The sequence below is a fragment of the Pediococcus inopinatus genome (assembly GCF_002982135.1).
GTDB lineage: Bacteria > Bacillota > Bacilli > Lactobacillales > Lactobacillaceae > Pediococcus > Pediococcus inopinatus.
Genome location: NZ_CP019982.1, coordinates 1 through 20,564, shown reverse-complemented (window position 1 = coordinate 20,564; position 20,564 = coordinate 1). Strand labels below are relative to the sequence as shown.

The window sequence follows — 20,564 nt, the reverse complement described above, 5'->3', positions numbered from 1 at the left end:
TCATCGAGTTATCCTTGTGAGCAGATTAAAAGTATTGATAGCTACCTAACCTTCATCATAATGTCAGTAGCTGGTTAAATGGTCATCTCTCAGCTTATTTGCACTAGATCCGTCTGATTAGTTGCATTTCTGGTTAACATGCATTAACATGCATATAGAATAGGAAGAAACTCATTTAGAAAGTTTAATGAACTGCCAATACGCTTTTTAGCGTGTTGAGTAGTAGCACCGACTATTGATTGTCTTCATCACTTCTTGTAGTCCTGTCTCTTAGCCTTTTAGGTATCAGAAATAGCGTAACTGAACAAACTGCTCTGTCTCCAAAGGAGTGTGGTTGCTAATGAAGATTTTGATCTGTTTTGAGAACTTGTTAATGGATGGCGTTAAAAGGGTCGCTACTGTTGTAGGCAATGAACTCGCTAAAACAAATAAAGTAGCGTATTTTACCTTGGCCACTACGCCAACCTTCTTTGAGTTGAATGCACCGCTTATAACGACTTCAAATCCTGTTAACACTGGCAAAAGCTTTCGCGGCAGCAAACCATTAACAAAATATTCGTCACAAATTAATGATCTGATTCAGGTCCTTATTAAGGGTGACTATGATGTTGTGATTTTGACAGCCGGATTATTAACCAGCTTTTCGTCGCAGATTAAAGCGCGAGTGCCACAGGTGCGGATTATTGCCTGGCTGCATAACAACTACGAAACCTATATGGATAACTATTATCGCAATATGCAATCTGAATTTATAGCCGGATTGCGTAGTGCTGATCGTGTGGTCGTTTTGACGCGCCATGATGTCATTCATTTTTCAAAAATACAGTCACGAACTATCAAGATTTACAATCCACTGACCATCAAAAGAGGCACTATCTCTTCATTAACAAACCACGTCATTAGTATGTTTTCTAGAATCGATATTCAACAAAAAGGTTTGGACTTGTTGGTTAAGATTGCCGCGAACATACCGGATGATTGGGAGATTCGCTTAGCTGGTTCAGGTCCAGACGAAAACAAATTGAGAAATTTGATCAGTCAAATGAACGTGAATAATAAGTTGAAACTGACAGGATCGCTAACGGATGAACAGTTGGCAGTTCATTATCAAACATCCTCAATTTTTATGATGACGTCTCGTTGGGAGGGACTACCACTAGTGATTGGTGAAGCAATGAGTTTCGGATTACCCGTTATATCAATGAGTAATACTGGCGCCCAAGAATATTTAAATGGGGGAAAATTTGGCATTCTGACACAGGATCATCATGTGCATGACCTAAACTTAAAGCTTGATACCCTCATGTATTCACCATCCATTCGGCACTATTGGGCTAATCAAGCCTTACTACGAAGTCATGATTTCTCACTTTCGGATGTTACTAATCAGTGGCAGCGACTTTTTAAAGAGCTTAGTCTCTAGTGAGAGAAACATTTATAACGTTTTTTGACTAATCTGTAAGGCTTTTATAAGGCTATACATCAAGCATTCAAATGAAATGGTGTTAATGGTCGATTCTTTTAAAAACGCATTTTGCACAACTGAACTCGTTTTATGTTGTAATGATCATAAGTGATAATTTCGGACCATGTGGGCAGTTAATCCAATCTAGAGACGCCGTGACACAACAATTGAAAGAAGGAATGTCACATGAGGGCCAAGATTATTATTGCAACGTTGACAGCAAGCCTGTTACTCGGAGGCTGTTCGAAGCTCAGTAACAACTCTAAAACATCATCAACATCCATTAGTTCCACTACGAAGGTATCTAATTCTGCAAAAGAGAAAATGTCTTCTAGTTCTTCATCTACTGTGGCTAGTTCAATATCATCAAAGACCTCATCAGTAAAAGAAGATACTACAGATTCTCGAATTCAAGAGCTCAATCAGAAGTTGTCTATGGCAATTGGGACTACAAAAAAACCAACTGTTGATGGGTTGAACGAAAATCACAATCGCTTGAATATGCACTATATCAGTAATGCATACGGATATACGGTTTATTATAGTGTTGGAGCTACAGCCAAGGAATTTAATGCCAGCACCTTAGCTAGCGAAACGCCTTATGCAACATTCAATAAAACCGCCTATGTCTCCACAGCAGCTGCAGTGACCGCGGTTAATCACCACGCACAAGAGACTGGGTTACCGGTCATTGATCTTGGGAGTGGTGTTCAGGGGACTATTGATCGAGGAGCTGGACAAGCTTATCTCACATGGCAAGCGGGTCGCTGGTCGGTAACAGTACATGCCTCACCTGTCATGGGCCAAGATCCAGTTGCTATGAGCAAACAACTGGTAGCATTGTTTAACCAGTACTCGCTTCCCATTCCGAGCCAAGTTGGGGCAGGCAACTTTGATGTCACTGATAATGGATTAAACCAAACTATTACTTGGCAAGAAGGTGCCATCTTGTATAAAATATCTGCACGTTCAGCCGAAACTGCCATTAAGATGGCTTCAAGTATGAGTCGTTAGTCGAGTGGCTTGCGTTTAACGAAAGCTGCGATTATTTCAAGGAGGTCATCAAATATACAACAACCATGATTAACACTGGAGGACGTTCTGGTGAGTCACATAGCCCAAACCACTCTTTCAACGTAAACATTGAAGAACCGGGCAGTAAAACGGAAGGAACCAATCCAGAAGAACTTTTCGCTGCGGGCTATAGTGCTTGCTTTAATAGCGCCTTAGATTATATCAAACGTGCTAAGAATATTCGCGGTAATTCGATCATCAAGGTTAGAGTATCGTTGTATAATCAAAGTAAGGAATCAGTCCCAGATGTTGTTTTAGGAGTAGAAATTGAAGGCTTCATTGCTAATCTCCCCCTTTCAAAAGTGCAAGAATTGTTAGACGAAGCACACCAGGTCTGCCCTTATTCTCGAGCTACAAGAGGTAATATTTCAGTGACGGTGCAAGCCGTTCCTGAAGTCTAGACTTTTCCATTGTAATTGATTTCTAGGTAGCTCCTTGTAAGAACATTGGCTTTAATCAAATGATTTTAAAGTTGAAATATACATTCGAGATAACAGCGGCAGTCGAGCAACCACCTTCGGTTTAAAATATGAAAGTCAACCAGAAAACAAAATAGACGAATGAAGATTTTGTGAAATCTTCATTCGTCTATCTTTTCTGTTCGCATATCAGCCCGCTAAAACCCAAGAAGAATATGGACAGTTGTCGTAACAATAGTGATGTTCGTGACGTCAGTGGTCTAACCCCATGAATAGGACACTGAAGCACTATCGGCCAACGCACCAAATAGCTAATGAATCTCTTTAACACGGACAACATTATTAGTACTTAGTTCGTTAATTAAATACATCTAATTCACCGTCCCAACGGATATTACTTATATCCAGCCAATCAACGACACCTGGGTTGATCTTACAAAGGTTTATGATCTAAAGGTGATAAAAAGCAAATGGGAAGTCAACACTTTTTCGGACAGTTTGCTAAGCGACTTTTTGTGAAGCTTGGTCATACAAGGAAAGCCATGTTACTGGTGCAAGATAGTCTAAGCGTGCTTGTACCCTTACGCGGTTGTAAAAGGTCTCGATGTAAGCGAAGACTTGCGCTCTCAGATCATTGATATCTTTAAATTGTATCTGATAAATGAGCTCTTTCTTCATGATGGCAAAGAAGCTTTCGCTCCAAGCGTTATCACCCGGTTTTCCCAATGCTGAGAAGCTACGTTGCCAATGATATTAGTTGACCAACTTTGTCACTGCTTTGGCCGTGTATTGGCTACCACGGTCACTATGAAAAATACACGTTTCTGGCAAAGCCCACCTTTGGTGGGCTTGTTTAAGTGTCGCTAAGACTAAATCCGTGTCCATATGATTGGATATTTGATGAGCTAACACTAGGTTGCTGGTCAAATCCCTTATTTGGCAAATGTAAGCTTTTCCTTCTGATGTTGTCGTCTGTGTAATGTCACTTGATAAGGCTTCAAACGGCTTAAAAGATTGGTGTTTCACTAGATTGGGATAATCACCTTGACGAGCAAGGCGGCTATCGGTCAAACTCTTCGGATGACGACAACGTAGCGTTGAATACAGACCGGCATCAGCCATCAGACGGGCAACTCGGTGATAGGAAGCTTTATTACCATTTTTACGCAATAAACCGCAGATGCGTTTGGGCCCGTAAGTGCCCTGTCCTTGATCAAAAAAGTGTTTGATTCGTTGACGATATTGCCTTTCTTTGGCGTTTCGCTTTGGCAAAGCTCTCCGCCAAGCATAATAACCAATCGTTGATACGTCTAACAAACGCGCCCACCTTACCACAGAAACAGAGGTTTCCCTCAACATAAAAGCATACTTATCGCTGGGGGTTACTTCTGGAGACTAAAGTGAACCCCCAAGGTTGGACAGAAAAATCCAATTTTGGGGGTTTCATTTATGAGTAAATTTAATTTCGATTTTAAAGTTAAGATTGTCACCGAGTATTTAAGTGGTCAGGCAGCTTATTCACTAGCGAGAAAGTATGGGATTGGCAGCAAGGCTACCGTTTCAATTTGGATTCAGCGATTTGAAAGATTTGGTATTAAAGGACTTCAGCCAAAAGCCATGGACTTAGAATACACTAGTCAGTTTAAAGTTGATGTATTAAACTGGAGGAAACAAAACCAGGCCTCACTTCCAGTAACCGCCTTACACTTTAATTTATCCTCGCCAAGTACAATTTGGCAATGGGAAAAGCGATTTGAGACATTAGGAATTAAAGGGCTTGAGCGAAAGCGAGGCAACTCGAAAAATATGGCAAAACACAAGAATGAGAACGCTAAACCAGTTGTCCAAAGGGACAACTCAACAACAAAAGATACTTTAAAGCAACTCCAAAAAGAGAATCAAATGTTGAAGATTGAGAATGAATACTTAAAAAAATTAGAAGCCTTAGCTCGGAAAAAATCAGCACAAAGGAAATCTCGAAAATAGCGACTGAGTTGAGGCAAATATTCCAAGTATCAATTAAATTGATTCTCAAAGTAATTAAAATACCGCGTAGCACGTATTACTACACTCGAAATCATGAAGGTCGAAAATTCAATGACGATCAAGTTATTCAAGCAATTGATGAAATTCGACAACAAGATTTAAAATACACAAAGAAGTACGGGTACCGTCGAATTACAAGTGCATGCCCCAATCTTCATGCCGGTTCCGGGTTTGATGTTGCCGCTGCTTTTTCGTCATTTCCCACTCAGTCTCCTTTAAACCTTGCGCCTGTTTTTGCCGTTCGTAATCTTCATCACGGGCATATAGAACAGTCATAATCGCGTCACTAAAGGCCGTCTTTAAGTAATAGTCTGGACTAACTGGCTTATAATTTAGCGGTTGATAATGCCCCATATTTGCTTTTCTGTACTGGTCATCCTTGGCTTGTTGCCCTTTTAACTGCTTTTGGATTTTCTCGATCTGACTGTTCTTAATCGTCGGATCGGCTTTGCATTCGCCAAAAAAGAGTTGTTTAGTGCCATCATGCTTTAAAACCCGTTGTAAGTGATGATTTTCTAACTGATCTAAGCTAAGCTGTCCCGATAAATAAGCTAGTCCTTGTTGATGTTCTTGGGGACTGAACACCTGTGGTGGATTTGCTTGCCACTGTTCAATTGTTTCAGCCTGACATGGCTTTAAAACAGGATCATAGTACATCACGGCTGTATAGGCTTGTTCCTGTTTAATCATTGGTAATTCATTAAAATTGCCGTTAGGAAAGGCTCTTCTTAAAACTTCCTGGTATTGGGTTTGAATAACTTGCTTAACAGTCATGATTGTTCGCAAATCTTTGACTGCGCGAGTAATCTTTTGCTGCTCGGTTGGTGAATACTTTTCTAGTAGACCTTGATCAACGTGTTCTAGACTTTCTAAGCTATCATCATGAATCATCAGCGTATATTTAAGCTCGATTTTGACTTCCTTTTCTTGTTGCATTAATAACTGCCAGCTGGTATATGGCCGCTTGGTAAAGGTCAATAATTGTCGGACCAATAAATCATCACGGATATTCATTAAACGTTCGTTTAATTCACTGCCTTTGAAAATCGTTTGTTCACTATTAGTTTCTTTAATCAATTCCCGTCGTTCAGCCGCGATTGTCTGTTCAAAATAAAGCTCTGGATAAAGTTTTTTAGTCGTGCGATCAACTACTTTATTTAAGAGTTCATCTGCTTTTTTTAGTGAACTTTCTTGTTGGTTAATCGTCAATAATTGCTTAGTGACATCTTCACCAACAGCGTGTTTAATTAAGGTGCTGTTTTTCCAATTAAATAGCATGCGCCGCTTATCATCTAAGTTCTCCAAACTGATATAAGTTTTCAGTTCATGGCTTAACTCTTTAACTATCCGTTTTTCATTAAACGAGAAGTGTTTACTTAGGCTATCTAAATGACCTCTATTGATTACTTTTTCTTGGTTGTTTTTATAACTGGCTTTGGCCTTGCGATAGTTCTTAACTTGTTGGTTAAATTCTTTTCTTTCATGCCGCTTACTATTGATTCCCTCATGTTGAGTTGGTGTATCATCTATTCCCTCCTCGATAAATGATTTTTCGCTGATCCGATCGGGAATATTTTTTTGCTCTAAAACTTGATTTACACTAACCGCCCAATTGTGCCGCCATTGATTGATTTTTTCTTTTTTATCCCAATCAACTAACCACACCTTTCTTGATCTTGGGAAACGACTATTTCCTGTATAAGTCTTGTTCCCATTTTCGTCTAATATGTTTTCTCGTTTACTTTTCAATCCCCACGTTCCGTCTGGGTTAAATGGACGGTTAGTTAACATCACATGAGCGTGCGGATTATCTGGGTGATCTCTATGAATTGCCACATCGGCAACCATACCTTCATCAACAAAATTTTCTTGTACATATTTTTTCAATAATTCCTTCTGTTCATCTTCACTTAATTCAACTGGTAGAGCCACGTTAAACTCTTTAGCGTACCGTGAGTTTGCTCGACGGTCTTTTCTTTCTACTTCGTTCCACAATTTCTCTCTATCACTCGCCCATTCTGGCGCATTCTTTGGTGTCAAAATAAAGCTTTCTGGCATAACCGATCGGGCATAAAAATAACTTCGACCTTCTTTTTGATCGAATAATTTTTCGCCACTTCGATAACTTGCTCCAGCAATTGCACTTCTTCCTTTTCCAGCACTAATATTACTAAAGCTCATGTGAAAAATTGCCATGTCGGTCACCACCTTTCTTTGGGTTTATGGGTTTGATTTTGTTGTCGCCAACGGCGACTTCTAATACAAGTGTTTAGCACAATAACACAACCAACTTTAGTTGTTGTGTGTAAGTGCGCATTGACCTCGTTTCACTCGGTCTTCTGATTCTCTTAACTTTAATTTAGTGTATGCCTTCCGCTTCGCTATTTCAAATTTTATACTTTGACTTAACGTTTCCTATATGATATAGTTTCGGTGATTATTTCTAATATGATTGGAGGGATCGTTATGTCTCAAAGTAACTTAGAAAAACAAGAAGCTAAATTAAAAGCCCTTAATCAAAAAATTAAGGACGAAAAAAATAAGATTGAACAACGGCTAGGTAAACAAATCATCAGTCAAGCCAATTTAGATTATGCTAATTTGTCTAACGATCAGATTAAGCTTTTAGCCAATCAATTTTCTGAATTTTTAAAGGTAAAGCCCGTAGATCATTAGCCATACGAGATGGGGAAATTCCATGTCTAATCAATATGAAAAACTAGTCGAGCAGCAAGCGCGTTTAAAACAAAAAATTGAGCGGGAAGATTTTAAATTACGGCAATCTAAATACTATGAAAATCGGCAAGCCCGCAAATCCCGTTCTCGCCGATTAATTCAAAAAGGGGCTTTGCTCGAAAAATACTTTCAAGCTGATAACCTCTCGGTCGAACAAACCGAAGAACTTTTAAAAATATTTGCTGACTATGTTAACGCCCATAAACCGGATAAATTAAAAAACGATCAACCTAATAACTAGGCCGATCGTTTTTATTTTCTGGATCATTTTTAGGCTTTACTTCTGGGTTTTGATCTGCAAAATTTTGTAACTGCTTTTGCACCTTTTCTGGATAAGTAATATTTTGGTTTATCCAAGGAAAATGCCTCAAATCGTTCTTAAAAACTTGTCCCTTCTCTCTTGCATAAACAGAGGTAAACTTTTCGCTATTATCATAGATCATGACCTTATCAGATTTAAAGGCCACTAATGGCAAATTATGTTTGGATTGCTGATAACGTTTCTTGATCGTTGCTACTGGAACACCGTGGCCACCTTTTTGTACCCGTTCGTTGACCCTTTGGATAGCTAAATTTTCATCTCGCAAAGCAACATATAATAAAGTCACTTCAAACCCATTTTTGTGAGCTTTGTCAATCAAATTGAGTTGAGCTTTGCCTCTACCTGCCAGTGTTGTTTCTACGTGAATACTTTGCTGGTGATCTAAAGCATAGTGTAGTTGTTTGATTTCTTCTTTCATGGCTTTTAAGTTGTCACTATCTTTATGCCAATCGCCACCCATTTGTCTTAAAAGTTCATCAGCGTTAATCCGTTTTGTTTTGTCAAACAAGATGGGAAATGTATCGTATAGCGTACTTTTTCCTGCTCCGTTAATACCAGCAACAATTATATATTGGGGTTTATCTATCAACGGACAAAGTCCCTTCGCTTAATAACCTCATCTTGCCTTTTATCTAAAAAGTAGGTATATAAAGCGTCATATACTTTGCGCTTTTCTGGATCTGGCTCATGTAATGACTTATCAAGTAAATCTTTTAAATCAGTTTCTTTGGCAATTTCAAAAAAGTCATTAATTGTGATTGTATCTTTCATGTTCATCACACTTCCCAGTTATTAATTTATTTAATCTGATAAGCCATTAGTCCTCATCTGGATCATTGAGCCAATCAGCGACTTCTTTAGCGTCTTTGAACTCTGTTACTGGTGTCTCTTTAGTAGCCTTTAAAAGGCTTAAATTAGCTCTTTCGGCTTCGCTCAGGGCTGGTTTAAACGGTAATGCTGCGTCAGCTACGATCCGCTTATAAAACATATTGATCGCGGTAGTTGGGTTTAGACCTAACTGGCTTAAAACGGCTTCGGTATTATCTGCCAATTCTTTGTCAATCTGGACTTGTACGCGTTTCTTTTCCTTAACTGCCATGATTTTCTCGCCCACCTTTATTACTACTCACATTATACTAATCTTTGAGTACCATCTCAATTAGCCTGCTTCTTTAAAAGTTGTGAATTTAAGTTTGCTGTCCTTTCCGCAATGGCACTTATACAACGTTCCTAAAGTGCCCGTAAGCGCATTTTAAAACTCGTTTAATATAATTATGCTCTATCTGTTTAAAACAGCTTAAATGGCCTTATATAGCTTTTTAGTTTTAAGCACGCTCATCGTTAGGGTGTTTGGCCGCATATTCTCTAGCCGCTTGTTTATTCCACCAAGCGCCAATTCAGCCACTCAAGGTGTCTATTTTTGCTTCTAAGCGATTTTAAAGCGATTTTAATATAATTATGCATGTAACACTTAAAACGGCTTAAATGAGCTTATATGGCGTTTAATTCCAAGAACGCTCATTGTCAGTGTTCTGTTCTTCGGGGTGTTTGGCCGCATATTCTCTAGCCGCTTGTTTATTCCACCAAACGCCAAATAGGTTTTGCATGGTGCCGTACAAGTAGTTTTCCACGTTCTTGATATGCTTTTCATTGCTTCTTAGGGCGTTAAAGTAGCGTCTTAAGGCTTTAGTCATTAAAGGTCTCAGTTCCTCATCACCAAGTAGGATTATGACACCAATATCTTTGTGATCTTTCTCAACTCGGTACTTAGCATTTAAGATAATGCCAATGAAGCGCCGCATTTGTTGCGGGGTACGGCACCAAAAACTAAGTAGTTGCACAGCTTCGGGTTCTAAGAAAACCGGTAAGCCACTGTCTTCATCAGTTAAGAAGTCATTAGCATGGTTCACCAAATCCTGGTTTTGCTTTTGAATTTCTGCTGGTGAAAAATGGGCTGTGGAAAAGTCCAACTTTTGAGTATCTATATTGTATCTATTAGTATCTCTTTCTTTAAGTTCTTTATCTAGATCGTGTCCGATTTTCGGATTTTCGCTCGTAGCAAGGGTTTGCGGAGTGTTGTCAACGAACTTTCGCGAATGTCCGATTTTCGGATTTTCGCTCGTAGCAAGGGTTCCAACGGTCTCCCGCGAACGTCCAATTTTCGGATTTTCGCTCGTAGCAAGGGTTTGCGGCTCTTTTTGAGCATATTCACCGCGTAAATAGACGTCAGTTGACTGCATATCTAGTTCGGCCAGGTAAAGTCGATTGGGTTCGTTTTTGCCAGTTTTGGGATTGAAATGCATGGCTTTTTGATAAAGTAGTCCTGCACGTTCCAAGTCTTTTTTCACGGCTGCTAACTTATCATTTGAGCAGTCGAATAAATCTTTAAGTTCTTGATTGGTAAAAATAAAGTAGACGTGCCCTTCCTCATCAATCCAGTGATTGCGTAAAGAATACTCTAGCCGGTCTTTTAGTACCATGTAAGCTAGCTTAGCGGCATCACTTAAATGTTTGTATTGCTCGCCATACATTAATACCTTAGGGAACTGGAAAAACAAGGATCCATATACGCTATTGGCGTCATAGTAATTGAAATCTGTTGATTTTGTCATAATAAAAACTCCCTTTCTTGACTGACACACGCTGTCTCAAAAGAGAGTTGCTAAAACATTTGATTTGCTTTAAAATACAAATCTGATATGCTCTAACTGAATTACAAAGCGAACATTGGTCGTGATCGGCTTTGTAGTTTCACCAGCATGTGTCTGTTTGTGAGTTGCCCAGTCGGCAACTTTTTTAATTTTTAAGAACTAAAAATGGACTAAGTAGTTATTACAAGCTACTTAGTCCATTGGTCTTATCTTCGTTTTAATTAGTTTACCTTTGCTTGCCCTTAAGGTTTGCTTGCGGTATAATTAGCACGTAAACAAGATTACAATTTTTTCAAGCAATTTTAACTTGGCGGTGAAAATTGCTTGGACTAGGTAGTTGCAAGATAGCTACTTGTCAATACTGCAAAAATCCCAATCCCGAGTGGATTGGGATTTTTTGTTTATGAAAAAAGCATATCATTCTGCAAAGGTTAAGTAAATAGTTTTATGGATATGATTTATGATTAATCATAAATCATATAAAATTTGTGATTAATCATAAATCATGGTAAAATGTTTATGTAAAGGTAGGTGCTACTATGAATGGGAAAACACTATTAAACTTCAACTTTAAAGGTGGCGTTGGTAAGACCACCTTGACTGTAATGGAAACCTATTTATTGGGTCAAGAGGGGAAAAAAGTACTACTTATAGATTTCGATCCCCAGGGAAATGCAACTGAAATTATGAAGGAGACTTATAAAGCCGATTTAAAGCCGGAACTTTCATTATATGAGGGCCTTCTTGGAGGGAATTTGTCTAAATCTATTGTGTCTGTTACAAACCAAATTGATATGATTCCTACAGATTGGACATTGTCTTTATGGATTGGTGCTGTAGAAAAAGTTAGTCGGGTTAAACGTAATATTCTATTACCACAAATGCTTTCAAAGTTAAAACAAAATTACGATTATATTTTTATTGACGTACCACCAACAATAAATGTCTTTACTAATAACGCAATCATGGCTTCAGATTTCATCTCAATTGTCTTACAAACTCAAAAGCAGTCATATACAAGTTCTTTAAAAACAGCTACGCATTTAGGTGAACTACGTGAACAATACAATGGAAGTTTTCAGTTAGTTGGTGCCATATTGTACTTAATGAAGCCACGTGCAAAAGTTGATACTGAAATTTCTGCACAAGCAAAAGACTTTTTTGGCGAAGGGGTCTTTTCAAACTCAATTAGAACTCAAGAACGGGTTAAAACGTTTGCTAATGAAGGAATACGGAATAAAGACCATTGGGATAAAAGAGCAATCCAAATGTACCAAATGGTTCTTAATGAACAAATACTTAGAATTCAACAGTTAGAGGAGTAATTTATCATGGCAGAAGATTTTTTAAACAAAGTTAGTAAAAAGGCATCTGAACAACTTAAAAATCTAAAAAGTCCATACCAATTCGAAACAGAAAGAACTAAAACCGTTCAACTTCGCATGAGCACATATAAAGAAGTTAAACGCATCGCTTTTGAGAATGACGAAAAAATTGTTGATGTCTTAGAAAAAATTATTCGTGAAGGCCTTGCCAAACGTAAATAAGATTGAGCTTAACTTATGTATTACTGATTGTGTGATTTATGATAAAAGATTAATCTTTTATCATAAATCACACAATCAGTAAACTTCACTGTACAAGGTATATTTAAAATAAATTTGATTTAAACATACGTGGTAGATCGCAAATTTAGGGGTCTAGAATTTTTGGTGTTGGAAAGTATTTCCATTCCAAAAGTACTAGGCCCTTTTTGATAACAAAAAAAGCATCTAAGCCTCCCTAGTGCTATGCTTTAAGCGACGAAACTCAAGATAAGCGGGGTAGGAATAGATGTCTCAACTAGATAATACACTTAAATTACTGGGAATTACAGACACAAACATTCAGGTGTTCGGTACTCGTGAGGAATTTAATGGTCGGGGCTCGGGTCACAAAAAGTATTTGGTCATCCAGGCAGAGCTTACCTACACACTCAGGCGCTGTCCCAGCTGTGGATACAATACGTTGCACCCTAACGGACACAAGCTCACTCATGTCCACATTTCAGGACCCATGGACCGGCCCGTAATTCTAGAGCTAAACAAGCAACGCTGGCGTTGTAGTAACTGCCATAGCACTTGTACGGCCACCACTCCAGTGGTATCAACCAACCACGCCATCGGTCACGGACTAGCGACTCATGTGCTGAAGCTAGCCAGTAAATCACTCCCGGCTAAGACTATCGCCAGTCTCACCGGTATTTCGACAAACTCAGTTCAGCGTATTTTGACGGCTAATATTCATCCACACGCGAGCCGCCGGTTACCGATTAATCTATGCTTTGATGAATTCCGTTCCACGCACGGCTCCATGTCGTTTATTTGCATTGACGCCGACACTCACAAATCAGTTAAAGTACTTAGCGACCGCCTTAATAGAACCATCAAACAGTTCTTTCTTAGTCAGTACAGCACCGCAGAACGGGCCGCGGTTCAACGCGTCATCATGGACATGAACGCCTCCTATCAGGCATTCGTGCACGAACTATTCCCTAACGCCGAACTCATTATTGATCGGTTCCACATTATTCAATTAATGGGCCGGACGATGGATACCATTCGCACTCAATGTTTAAAGCAACTCGACAAGCATTCGCGGGAATATAAAGTACTGAAATCACTATGGCGCCTATTCCACAAGGCCACCCCTGACGCACAAAAGAGCCGCTACCTCTTCGGCCTGAATGAGTACTCGACCGAACAGAACGCTATTGATATTGGAACCGATACGTTTCCGGCCTTCAAAACAGCTTATGAAACCTACATCGATCTCCACGATGCTTTGATGGGGCGTCACGCTGATGAACTCAAGAATATCATCACTAACTATCAGCCTAACGGCACGCCCCTAGATACGGCCATGCATACCCTACGAAAGAATCTTAATGGAGTAATTAATGCCGCCAAATCGTCCTACTCTAACGGACCGATAGAAGGCATCAACCGTAAGATCAAGGAGCTCAAACGTGCTTGTTATGGCTTCTCCAATCAGGCCAATATGTTCACACGCGTCTACCAGCTGATTGCCTAGATTATCTACCACAATAACGTCACGATGGTAGGCTTATTTGTTATGCCTTCAAGTACGATATTCAGACGACACACCAGATTAAACGCCGCAACTAATAAAAAAACAAAAAAGATCTCCCACACGAGGAGATCTCCAAAGGATAGAAACTATCCTTCAACACCATTTGACAAAGAGCCGTTAAAAACATGACTAGTTTTTATCTTTATAATTTATTTTTATTAACGATTAAATTAGAATCTTGCCATACCTAATGCATGTTGAGCAGCTAGGTTAAGCAAACTCCATTGACGGTCAAATCCTGGTTGGAAGAAGAAGTCTTGTTCAGCCAAGTCTTCCAAGCGCATCTTATGACTAATTGCCAAAGCTAAAACATTGCCTTGAGCAGTAATATCATACTTAGAAAGGACAGCACCGCCTAAGATTTGGTGAGTATATGGATTAAAGGTTAAGCTGACATATACCTTAGGATTATCTGCTTCTGGGACATAAGCTGGACGCATATGATCTTCATAGAAGCTAGTTTGATAATCAAGCTTATTCTTAGCAGCTGAAAACTTATTTAATCCCGCAGTAGCGAAGTGATAGTCAAAGACGCTAAGAGCTGAAGCACCGATAACACCCTTGAAAGCGCGATCTGGCTTATCTTCAAAGATATGATCAACCACATATTGTGCTTCTCTTCTAGCAGTAGTAGCTAAAGCAATTGGCATTGGCTTACCTGCTGGAATAGAAAGTGGCAAAATTGCATCTCCAATAGCGTAAACGTCTTTAACATTCGTTCTCAAGTATGGATCAGTCTTAATCCAGCCTCTTTGATCTAAATCAACTGTGCCCTTTATCCAATCAGTATTAGGAGTTACCCCTGCTGAAACAACAACCAAGTCAGCTGGTATATCGCCTTGATCGGTCTTGACGCTTTCAACTTTTTCATTACCGTTGAAGCCTTCAATTTTAACGCCCATCTTCAAGTCCATATTCTTCTTAAAGGTAGGTTCCAAAACATCAAGCAATTCAGGGTTCAAGTAAGTTCCTAATGGACGATCAATCATGTCCATTAAAGTTACATGCTTGCCAGCTTTAGCAAATACTTCACTAGCTTCAGTACCAATATAACCAGCACCAACAATAGCAACATTCTTAATTGCTGGATTGTTAACAGCACTCATTAACTTAGAAGCCCAATCACGTCCACGCATTAAATAGATATTCTTAAGATCATTGCCAGGTACTGGTAAAACCTTTGGCGTTACACCTGATGAAAGAATTAACTTATCATATTGAACTTCTTCTTCAGAATTATTGGTTAAATCCTTAACTGTTACTGTCTTATGTTCAGGATGAATCGCGGTTACTTCATGGTTGGCATAAACATGACCGCCCTTCTTTTCAACATCTTCAGGAGCAAAGTTTCTGACGTCATCTTCAGCCGTAACTTTATTTTCTAAGTATAATTGCATACCACAGGACATAAATGAAATAAAGTCGCCAGCTTCATAAACAGTTACATCTACATCATTATATTTATCCAACAGCTCAATTGCTGATTCATGACCACCATGTGAAGCACCAACAATTACAATTTTACGTTTATCCATAAAATCCTCCTAACACAATAGTTTCTTCATTACATTTTCAAGGGTAACACTTATTACTTAATGTCTATCATATTTTGCTCAATAAATTTGCTTCACTGCTTTCAGTGTTGCCCGATATTGATCAGTGACTAATCGATCAGGCCGACCATTGGTCGTCAAGAGACGCTTCAAAAAGTGATAGGATGCGGTATAATCGCGGTGTTTTCGTAACTCAAAATCCATGGTCAAACCGTTACTGTCAATAGCGCGATACAAATAGGCCCAACGGCCTTTAACTCGAATATAGGTCTCATCGATTCGCCAACTTTTAGCGTGAGCTGTTTGATGCCGACGCCATAGAGCCTTAAAGATGGGGCCATAGTGATGAACCCAACGCATGACCGTGGTGTGATGAACAGTGATACCCCGATCCCGAAGCAATTCAACGATGTCACGATAGCTGAAACTGAATCTGAAATAGTAGCCAACGGCTACTAAGATGATGTCCTTTTGAAAGTGGCGTCCCTTAAAGTGATTCATGCGCGCAATCCCTCGTTTCTTGGCACCCAGTATACTAAAATCAAGTCAGCAAGGAAAATTTGCACCAGAACCAGTAAAACTAATGATGTACCCTATTGTTACCACCTGTAAGTTCAACAAACATTAGTAACATATAGGTGACCCGATGGGAAACGTGAAGTGCGTGAAAAATGAGAATAGAGGTAAGGACATGAGTGAGACATTTAAAATGATGAATTGGCAGCTTGATCAATTTATAGATCAAGTCCTAGTCGCGCTGGATCAGCTTATTTCAATCGTATTATCACCGTTTGTTTGGTTCTTCCAACATCCGCTTGCTGATTTTTGTAAATGGCTTTTCGGACCGCAATCTATTGCACAGGGGAAACGGTATTGGCCGTTATTCTCGTTGCTTTGGGAGCATATGCAATCTTTTTCGTGTTTCACACAGCTGCATTGGTAGCCATTGCAACGTTTGTCATACCAGATCTCTTGTCACTCCTCGGGCATATATTCCACTTTGGGTTTAAGAAGCTGTCCAAGATCTATGGTTTTTGATATACTTCTATGTAAAAAGCGAGTTTAAGCTATGAAAAATTATCCCAGCAATATTACTCGGCAACAATTTGAATTAATTCGACCAGCTTTAGAAAATTTTCGTAAGCGAACTAAGCCTCGAAAATATGACCTCTACGAGGTCTTCTGTGCGGTCCTATATGTCTTGAAAATCGGTTGCCAATGGCGTCAAGTCCCCGGTGATTTCCCAGAATGGCGGTCAGTTTACAACTATTACAAAATTTGGTCAACTAAAGCTGAGCCTACGGCTGATTCTTTATTGGAACAAGTTTTAAAAAAATTGTCATTGCTCGGCGAACTTACCAAGGACGTTCAGCTTTAACTTCCTTTATTATCGTTGACGCTCAGAGCGTCAAAAACACCGCTACTGCTGAAAACAAAGGTTACGACGCTGGTAAGAAAATCTCAGGGATTAAGCGCCATCTGGCAGTTGATATCAATGGCTTTCCGCAGGCCATTCACATGACGCGAGCGAACGTCTCTGATCGAGACGGGGCCAGTGCAATGATCGCTTTACATGCCATGCATTTACGCCAGGTTCAAAATGTCTTAGTTGATGGTGGTTATTCAGGCGTTAATTTTCAGCTCGATGTAGCCAGTAATTTAAACGCAACCGTGCAGGTTGCGAAGCGCAATGAGTTGCATCGATTCGAAGTCATGCCCCAACGTTGGGTAGTCGAACGATCTTTTAGTTGGCTAGAGAATTGTCGGCGACTTTGGAAAAATTGTGAGCGTCAATTAACCACCAGTCTGCAAATGGTCGTTTTAGCATTTTTAGCACTATTACTTAAGAGATTTTAGACAGCTTCTTAAGCGCTACTGGAAGCTGTTGTTAGTACCAACTGAACAGCTTAACTTTGAACAATTCAAAAAGTGGACTAATTTTCCTTACTGGATGGCTGCCACCGATGTTGTCCATCAGCTGTTATCGTTGGATTCAGAACTAGAACAAACTTATCAAGTCTTAAACAGCGTCCGGACAGCTGTCCAACATCAAGATTGGCATAACTACAATGCGGCATTTTGGAATAACAAAACGTATTCTGAAGAAATGAAGAACACGATTAAAACACTTGAAAGCCATCATGATGAGATTCGTAACACCTTTACCACACACTATTCAAATGGTCCTTTGGAAGGTTCTAATAATAAAATCAAGGCGATCAAACGAGCCAGTTTTGGCTATCGCAGCTTCTGGAGGTTTAGAACTCGAGTACTATACGTTTTCAAAATCAAAACAAAAAGAGCCCTAATCACGAAGTGATTAGAACTCGAAATATGGATTCACCAACAACAGTTGACGAAGAGCCAGAAAATCTTGCTGAGCCTTTTTTTAAAACCAAATTTTGCTAGCAATTAAAACTCCAATTGCCAAAATTACTGATGAAATGAAAGCTGCAGCAAATGCCGGCAACCCTCTTTTTAAAATAACTCTAAAATTAACACTCATACCTAAGGCTGCCATTGCCATCCCCAAAAAAACATAAGCTACTTTAACCAAGGCTGTTAAAGCTACTGTACTAAATGGCAAAAAGGTTCCTAAAACACTTGCTAAAATAAAGCCACCCATAAACCAAGGAATCGGTAATTTAGCTTTTTTATCACTAACTGGTTGTGTCTTTTGACTGTGTTTTTGATACCAGAAACCAATGGCTAACGTTGCCGGGGCCAACATTAAAACACGAGATAACTTAGTAATAATTGCATTGTCTAAACCGATTGAACCAGCAGCACTGCCAGCAGCAACGGCATGAGCTATTTCATGCAATGATCCGCCGACAAAAACGCCAAACTGAGTGGCATTTAACCCTAACAAAGGTTTTAAGCCTAGGTCGATAAAAGTAAAAATTGTTCCCATAATTGCAACAATTGCCACGGCTAAAACTTCATTCTCCCGTTGACGTTCAGCTTGTTTTGCCGGCACTTTTATCTGCGGGGAAATTCCCATTACTGCTGCTGCCCCACAAATTCCAGTTCCACTGGCTGCCAGAATAGCTAATTCTGGTTCGACTCCAAACTTTCTTTCTATAAAATAAGTCAAACAAATCGTTCCACTAACCACGACCACCGCTAACAGAATCGTTTTAATTCCCGCTTGTGCCAATTGAATTAAATTTAGCTTAAATCCTAATAAAATAATTCCTAAACGCAAAAATTTATTTGAAATAAAGCCAATTCCAATTCCAGCCTGACTCTTTAAAGTTCCTGCTGTTTGAAATATCATCCCTAAAATCAAAGCAATAATTAAAGCTCCAAATAACGAAAAATATGGCAATTGTGCTAACAAACTACCAATTACAGCACAAATCAGTGTCATCGCAGTTGCTAACCAAAAACTCTTTGTTTTTAAAACTATTGAAAATTCCACTAGCATTCCCTCCCAAGTAATGTTTTAATAATACTAACTATCAGTCATAAAATAAAATTATTATTTGCTATAGTAATATAATGAATACTTATGGGAGCTTGCAATGATAACTGCTGAATATCAAACTTTTTTAATTTTAAGTGAAACCCTTTCTTACACTAAAACAGCGGCTAAGCTTTTCATTTCTCAACCAGCTGTCACCCAACAAATTCAACGGCTTGAAAACCAATTAGAAATAAAATTAGTTAATTATCAGCGGCCTTATCTGAAACTTACACCTGCTGGCGAAGAATTAGCAGTTTTTCTTACCCGAATACGTTCGCAAACAACACAGTTAATGGAAATTTTACAAGATGATCACCAAAAACACGAGATTCAATTCGGAATCACTCGTTCATTAGGTGAAGTTTTTGGTAGTCAGTTGATTGAATTTTTGCAACTCAAAAATGATTTGCAAAAAATTAGTTGTTTAGCTGAAAATACACAACACATTTTACAACAAATCGAACTTGGAAAAATGGACTTTGGCATTATTGAAGGCAATTTTAATAAAGCTAAATTTTCATACCATATCCTCAGCCAAGAAGAATTCATTCCCATTTGCAGCCCAACTCATCCCTTAGCAAAAAAGAAAATTGTTAGTTGGAATGAATTAGCGTCCTACCCGCTGCTAATTCGCGAACCCGGATCTGGATCACGAACCTTGTTAACTGCTTTGGCACAAAAAGAAAACATCAGTTTAAATGACTTTAAGCAGTTAATTACCATTTCTGAACCAACCTTAATTCGCCAATTGGTCTGTGCCGGATCAGGAATTAGCTTTCTTTATCGCTTATTAATCAAAAAAGAGTTAGCAGCTGGGACAATTAAACAACTACCGCTTGAACGCGGGACAATTGCCCATGATCTATATTTTATTTATGCCAAAGAAAATTATTTTGCGCAACAATATTTTAAATGGTTTACAGAACTTAAACAGCAGCTGCAATAAACTAGCAGCTATGATTTCGAGACCTCTACAAAAAGAGAATAAGATTTCCAAAGAACCCGAACATCGTTAAGAATTATAGCTACTTTCAAGAAGCTATATTGATTTTTTACATCTAATGTTAGCCAAGTACATCAATTCTTGCATTTTTTGGTTTCTTCCGCCAATAATTTTATTCCATAATCGCTCATCGCTTTAGATATTTCTAAATTCATTTAAAGAGCACGGACATAGCATTATTTCACTCCTGTAACTTATCAAGCCGTCTTCTAATAGCTTACGATGTCTGTTGCTTTGCAATGCTACTAATAATTCCTCAACTGTTTTTGCTTAGAAGTTACAAATCCCCTACAAATATGTGGTTCTACAATATCTGTTGTTGGTAATAGATTTTCATCTATTACTGATGACAGATTTTTTATTTATGGCTAGAATAAAAAAGCGGACATTTCCTGTCCGTTCATCCAAGTCAACCACCACGAAGATTTTTCAGAAAGAAGGAAATGCCCTATGTGTCATGATACTACAAAATTATTATTAGGAATAGCTGACGAGAACCTAAAAATTACTGACGGTGAAACTGGAGAAGACGGGGTTATTCGCTTAACTGGCCACTTGGATTACACGCCGAAGGCTTGTCCCAAGTGCGGGATTATCAATGATCAAAAGATTATTAACTACGGCTGGCGCAATACCACTATCAGATTCTCGAAGGTTCTGAGCAACACCGTCATCTTAGCCTTAAAGCGCCGCT

The 20,564-nt window shown here is 39.0% G+C and carries 19 protein-coding genes and 4 pseudogenes; 14 read left to right on the top strand and 9 right to left on the bottom strand.

Going from position 1 to position 20,564, the window contains the following annotated elements; genetic code table 11:
- Positions 1 to 340: 340 nt before the first annotated feature.
- The 3 genes from PI20285_RS10640 (at position 341) to PI20285_RS10630 (ending at position 2,940) form a co-directional block, all read left to right on the top strand.
- A complete protein-coding gene (locus PI20285_RS10640) occupies positions 341 to 1,423 on the top strand; it encodes a glycosyltransferase (RefSeq protein ID WP_057775497.1) in 1,083 nt (360 codons plus the stop codon).
- Between the two features lie 228 nt (positions 1,424 to 1,651).
- The gene (locus PI20285_RS10635; RefSeq protein WP_057775496.1) at positions 1,652 to 2,479 is read left to right on the top strand and encodes a hypothetical protein; all 828 of its coding nucleotides are present in this window, start codon (positions 1,652 to 1,654) and stop codon (positions 2,477 to 2,479) included.
- Positions 2,480 to 2,544: 65 nt separating this feature from the next.
- Complete coding sequence (locus tag PI20285_RS10630; protein WP_057775494.1) at positions 2,545 to 2,940, top strand: Ohr family peroxiredoxin; 396 nt, start codon at positions 2,545 to 2,547, stop codon at positions 2,938 to 2,940.
- Between the two features lie 519 nt (positions 2,941 to 3,459).
- On the opposite strand, the pseudogene PI20285_RS10625 reads toward PI20285_RS10630, so the two are convergent.
- A pseudogene (locus PI20285_RS10625) lies at positions 3,460 to 4,353 on the bottom strand (IS3 family transposase); the annotation flags it as partial.
- A 54-nt stretch (positions 4,354 to 4,407) separates the two neighbouring features.
- Between PI20285_RS10625 and PI20285_RS10620 the strand changes: the two are divergent.
- Positions 4,408 to 4,944 (top strand): helix-turn-helix domain-containing protein, encoded by a 537-nt coding sequence (locus PI20285_RS10620; RefSeq protein WP_057775638.1) that lies wholly within the window; start codon positions 4,408 to 4,410, stop codon positions 4,942 to 4,944.
- A gap of 192 nt (positions 4,945 to 5,136) precedes the next feature.
- On the opposite strand, the gene mobQ is transcribed toward PI20285_RS10620, so the two are convergent.
- The gene (mobQ, locus tag PI20285_RS10615) at positions 5,137 to 7,200 is read right to left on the bottom strand and encodes a MobQ family relaxase (protein ID WP_057775421.1); all 2,064 of its coding nucleotides are present in this window, start codon (positions 7,198 to 7,200) and stop codon (positions 5,137 to 5,139) included.
- Positions 7,201 to 7,452: 252 nt separating this feature from the next.
- Here mobQ and PI20285_RS10610 point away from each other — a divergent pair, with 252 nt between their 5' ends.
- Positions 7,453 to 7,680 (top strand): hypothetical protein, encoded by a 228-nt coding sequence (locus PI20285_RS10610; RefSeq protein WP_082623336.1) that lies wholly within the window; start codon positions 7,453 to 7,455, stop codon positions 7,678 to 7,680.
- Positions 7,681 to 7,702: 22 nt separating this feature from the next.
- A complete protein-coding gene (locus PI20285_RS10605) occupies positions 7,703 to 7,981 on the top strand; it encodes a hypothetical protein (protein ID WP_057775416.1) in 279 nt (92 codons plus the stop codon).
- Here the strand turns inward: PI20285_RS10605 and PI20285_RS10600 are convergent.
- The 4 genes from PI20285_RS10600 to PI20285_RS10580 all read right to left on the bottom strand — a co-directional run bounded on the left by PI20285_RS10600 (position 7,971) and on the right by PI20285_RS10580 (position 10,674).
- Entirely contained in the window at positions 7,971 to 8,651 is a 681-nt protein-coding gene (locus tag PI20285_RS10600) for an ATPase (RefSeq protein WP_010012556.1), read from the bottom strand. The genes PI20285_RS10605 and PI20285_RS10600 overlap by 11 nt on opposite strands.
- On the bottom strand, positions 8,648 to 8,833 hold the full coding sequence (locus PI20285_RS10595) for a hypothetical protein (protein ID WP_056986640.1): 186 nt from the start codon (positions 8,831 to 8,833) through the stop codon (positions 8,648 to 8,650). Before PI20285_RS10595 ends, PI20285_RS10600 begins: the two co-directional genes overlap by 4 nt.
- Before the next feature lie 46 nt (positions 8,834 to 8,879).
- Positions 8,880 to 9,161 (bottom strand): type II toxin-antitoxin system RelB/DinJ family antitoxin, encoded by a 282-nt coding sequence (locus PI20285_RS10590; RefSeq protein WP_010014831.1) that lies wholly within the window; start codon positions 9,159 to 9,161, stop codon positions 8,880 to 8,882.
- Positions 9,162 to 9,564: 403 nt separating this feature from the next.
- Entirely contained in the window at positions 9,565 to 10,674 is a 1,110-nt protein-coding gene (locus PI20285_RS10580; protein WP_057775414.1) for a replication initiator protein A, read from the bottom strand.
- A gap of 578 nt (positions 10,675 to 11,252) precedes the next feature.
- On the opposite strand from PI20285_RS10580, the gene PI20285_RS10575 reads away from it, so the two are divergent.
- From PI20285_RS10575 to PI20285_RS10565, 3 genes are all read left to right on the top strand, one after another.
- Positions 11,253 to 12,038 carry a ParA family protein gene (locus tag PI20285_RS10575; protein ID WP_017866972.1) on the top strand — a complete coding sequence of 262 codons (786 nt, stop codon included), beginning with the start codon at positions 11,253 to 11,255 and terminating at the stop codon, positions 12,036 to 12,038.
- Positions 12,039 to 12,044: 6 nt separating this feature from the next.
- Complete coding sequence (locus PI20285_RS10570; protein ID WP_003649837.1) at positions 12,045 to 12,260, top strand: hypothetical protein; 216 nt, start codon at positions 12,045 to 12,047, stop codon at positions 12,258 to 12,260.
- Between the two features lie 286 nt (positions 12,261 to 12,546).
- Positions 12,547 to 13,785, top strand: coding sequence for an ISL3-like element IS1165 family transposase (locus PI20285_RS10565; protein ID WP_105782272.1), 1,239 nt, complete (start codon positions 12,547 to 12,549; stop codon positions 13,783 to 13,785).
- 230 nt (positions 13,786 to 14,015) lie between these two features.
- Here the strand turns inward: PI20285_RS10565 and PI20285_RS10555 are convergent, their stop codons facing one another.
- Both PI20285_RS10555 and PI20285_RS10550 read right to left on the bottom strand, forming a co-directional pair.
- Positions 14,016 to 15,380: an NAD(P)/FAD-dependent oxidoreductase gene (locus PI20285_RS10555; RefSeq protein WP_042749386.1), complete on the bottom strand. Its 1,365-nt coding sequence runs from the start codon at positions 15,378 to 15,380 to the stop codon at positions 14,016 to 14,018.
- Between the two features lie 84 nt (positions 15,381 to 15,464).
- Positions 15,465 to 15,899 (bottom strand): annotated as a pseudogene (locus PI20285_RS10550) (IS6 family transposase); the annotation flags it as partial.
- Between the two features lie 190 nt (positions 15,900 to 16,089).
- Between PI20285_RS10550 and PI20285_RS10545 the strand changes: the two are divergent.
- The 3 genes and pseudogenes from PI20285_RS10545 to PI20285_RS10535 all read left to right on the top strand — a co-directional run.
- Positions 16,090 to 16,341, top strand: coding sequence for a hypothetical protein (locus PI20285_RS10545; protein ID WP_225363919.1), 252 nt, complete (start codon positions 16,090 to 16,092; stop codon positions 16,339 to 16,341).
- Positions 16,342 to 16,467: 126 nt separating this feature from the next.
- Positions 16,468 to 17,255, top strand: a protein-coding gene (locus tag PI20285_RS10540) for an IS5 family transposase (RefSeq protein WP_105782271.1) whose coding sequence is annotated in 2 segments (ribosomal slippage) — positions 16,468 to 16,726 and positions 16,726 to 17,255 — 789 coding nt in all. Because the reading frame shifts where the segments join, the coding sequence is not laid out codon by codon here.
- 7 nt (positions 17,256 to 17,262) lie between these two features.
- A pseudogene (locus tag PI20285_RS10535) lies at positions 17,263 to 17,718 on the top strand (ISL3 family transposase); the annotation flags it as partial.
- A gap of 69 nt (positions 17,719 to 17,787) precedes the next feature.
- Here PI20285_RS10535 and PI20285_RS10530 read toward each other — a convergent pair.
- Complete coding sequence (locus PI20285_RS10530; RefSeq protein ID WP_420892118.1) at positions 17,788 to 18,771, bottom strand: YeiH family protein; 984 nt, start codon at positions 18,769 to 18,771, stop codon at positions 17,788 to 17,790.
- A gap of 154 nt (positions 18,772 to 18,925) precedes the next feature.
- On the opposite strand from PI20285_RS10530, the gene PI20285_RS10525 reads away from it, so the two are divergent.
- Both PI20285_RS10525 and PI20285_RS11920 read left to right on the top strand, forming a co-directional pair.
- Positions 18,926 to 19,813: a LysR substrate-binding domain-containing protein gene (locus PI20285_RS10525; protein ID WP_057775579.1), complete on the top strand. Its 888-nt coding sequence runs from the start codon at positions 18,926 to 18,928 to the stop codon at positions 19,811 to 19,813.
- A 507-nt stretch (positions 19,814 to 20,320) separates the two neighbouring features.
- Positions 20,321 to 20,563: pseudogene (locus PI20285_RS11920) on the top strand (ISL3 family transposase); the annotation flags it as partial.
- Position 20,564 lies beyond the last annotated feature (1 nt).

What these genes read in the sequence shown, in the direction of transcription:
- PI20285_RS10530 (WP_420892118.1), bottom strand. Translation starts at nt 18,771, where the DNA reads ATGACACTGATTTGTGCTGTAATTGGTAGTTTGTTAGCACAATTGCCA.
- PI20285_RS10605 (WP_057775416.1), top strand. Translation starts at nt 7,703, where the DNA reads ATGTCTAATCAATATGAAAAACTAGTCGAGCAGCAAGCGCGTTTAAAA.
- PI20285_RS10575 (WP_017866972.1), top strand. Translation starts at nt 11,253, where the DNA reads ATGAATGGGAAAACACTATTAAACTTCAACTTTAAAGGTGGCGTTGGT.
- PI20285_RS10545 (WP_225363919.1), top strand. Translation starts at nt 16,090, where the DNA reads ATGAGTGAGACATTTAAAATGATGAATTGGCAGCTTGATCAATTTATA.
- PI20285_RS10525 (WP_057775579.1), top strand. Translation starts at nt 18,926, where the DNA reads ATGATAACTGCTGAATATCAAACTTTTTTAATTTTAAGTGAAACCCTT.
- PI20285_RS10635 (WP_057775496.1), top strand. Translation starts at nt 1,652, where the DNA reads ATGAGGGCCAAGATTATTATTGCAACGTTGACAGCAAGCCTGTTACTC.
- PI20285_RS10595 (WP_056986640.1), bottom strand. Translation starts at nt 8,833, where the DNA reads ATGAAAGATACAATCACAATTAATGACTTTTTTGAAATTGCCAAAGAA.
- mobQ (WP_057775421.1), bottom strand. Translation starts at nt 7,200, where the DNA reads ATGGCAATTTTTCACATGAGCTTTAGTAATATTAGTGCTGGAAAAGGA.
- PI20285_RS10590 (WP_010014831.1), bottom strand. Translation starts at nt 9,161, where the DNA reads ATGGCAGTTAAGGAAAAGAAACGCGTACAAGTCCAGATTGACAAAGAA.
- PI20285_RS10565 (WP_105782272.1), top strand. Translation starts at nt 12,547, where the DNA reads ATGTCTCAACTAGATAATACACTTAAATTACTGGGAATTACAGACACA.
- PI20285_RS10580 (WP_057775414.1), bottom strand. Translation starts at nt 10,674, where the DNA reads ATGACAAAATCAACAGATTTCAATTACTATGACGCCAATAGCGTATAT.
- PI20285_RS10555 (WP_042749386.1), bottom strand. Translation starts at nt 15,380, where the DNA reads ATGGATAAACGTAAAATTGTAATTGTTGGTGCTTCACATGGTGGTCAT.
- PI20285_RS10610 (WP_082623336.1), top strand. Translation starts at nt 7,453, where the DNA reads ATGATTGGAGGGATCGTTATGTCTCAAAGTAACTTAGAAAAACAAGAA.
- PI20285_RS10570 (WP_003649837.1), top strand. Translation starts at nt 12,045, where the DNA reads ATGGCAGAAGATTTTTTAAACAAAGTTAGTAAAAAGGCATCTGAACAA.
- PI20285_RS10630 (WP_057775494.1), top strand. Translation starts at nt 2,545, where the DNA reads ATGATTAACACTGGAGGACGTTCTGGTGAGTCACATAGCCCAAACCAC.
- PI20285_RS10640 (WP_057775497.1), top strand. Translation starts at nt 341, where the DNA reads ATGAAGATTTTGATCTGTTTTGAGAACTTGTTAATGGATGGCGTTAAA.
- PI20285_RS10620 (WP_057775638.1), top strand. Translation starts at nt 4,408, where the DNA reads ATGAGTAAATTTAATTTCGATTTTAAAGTTAAGATTGTCACCGAGTAT.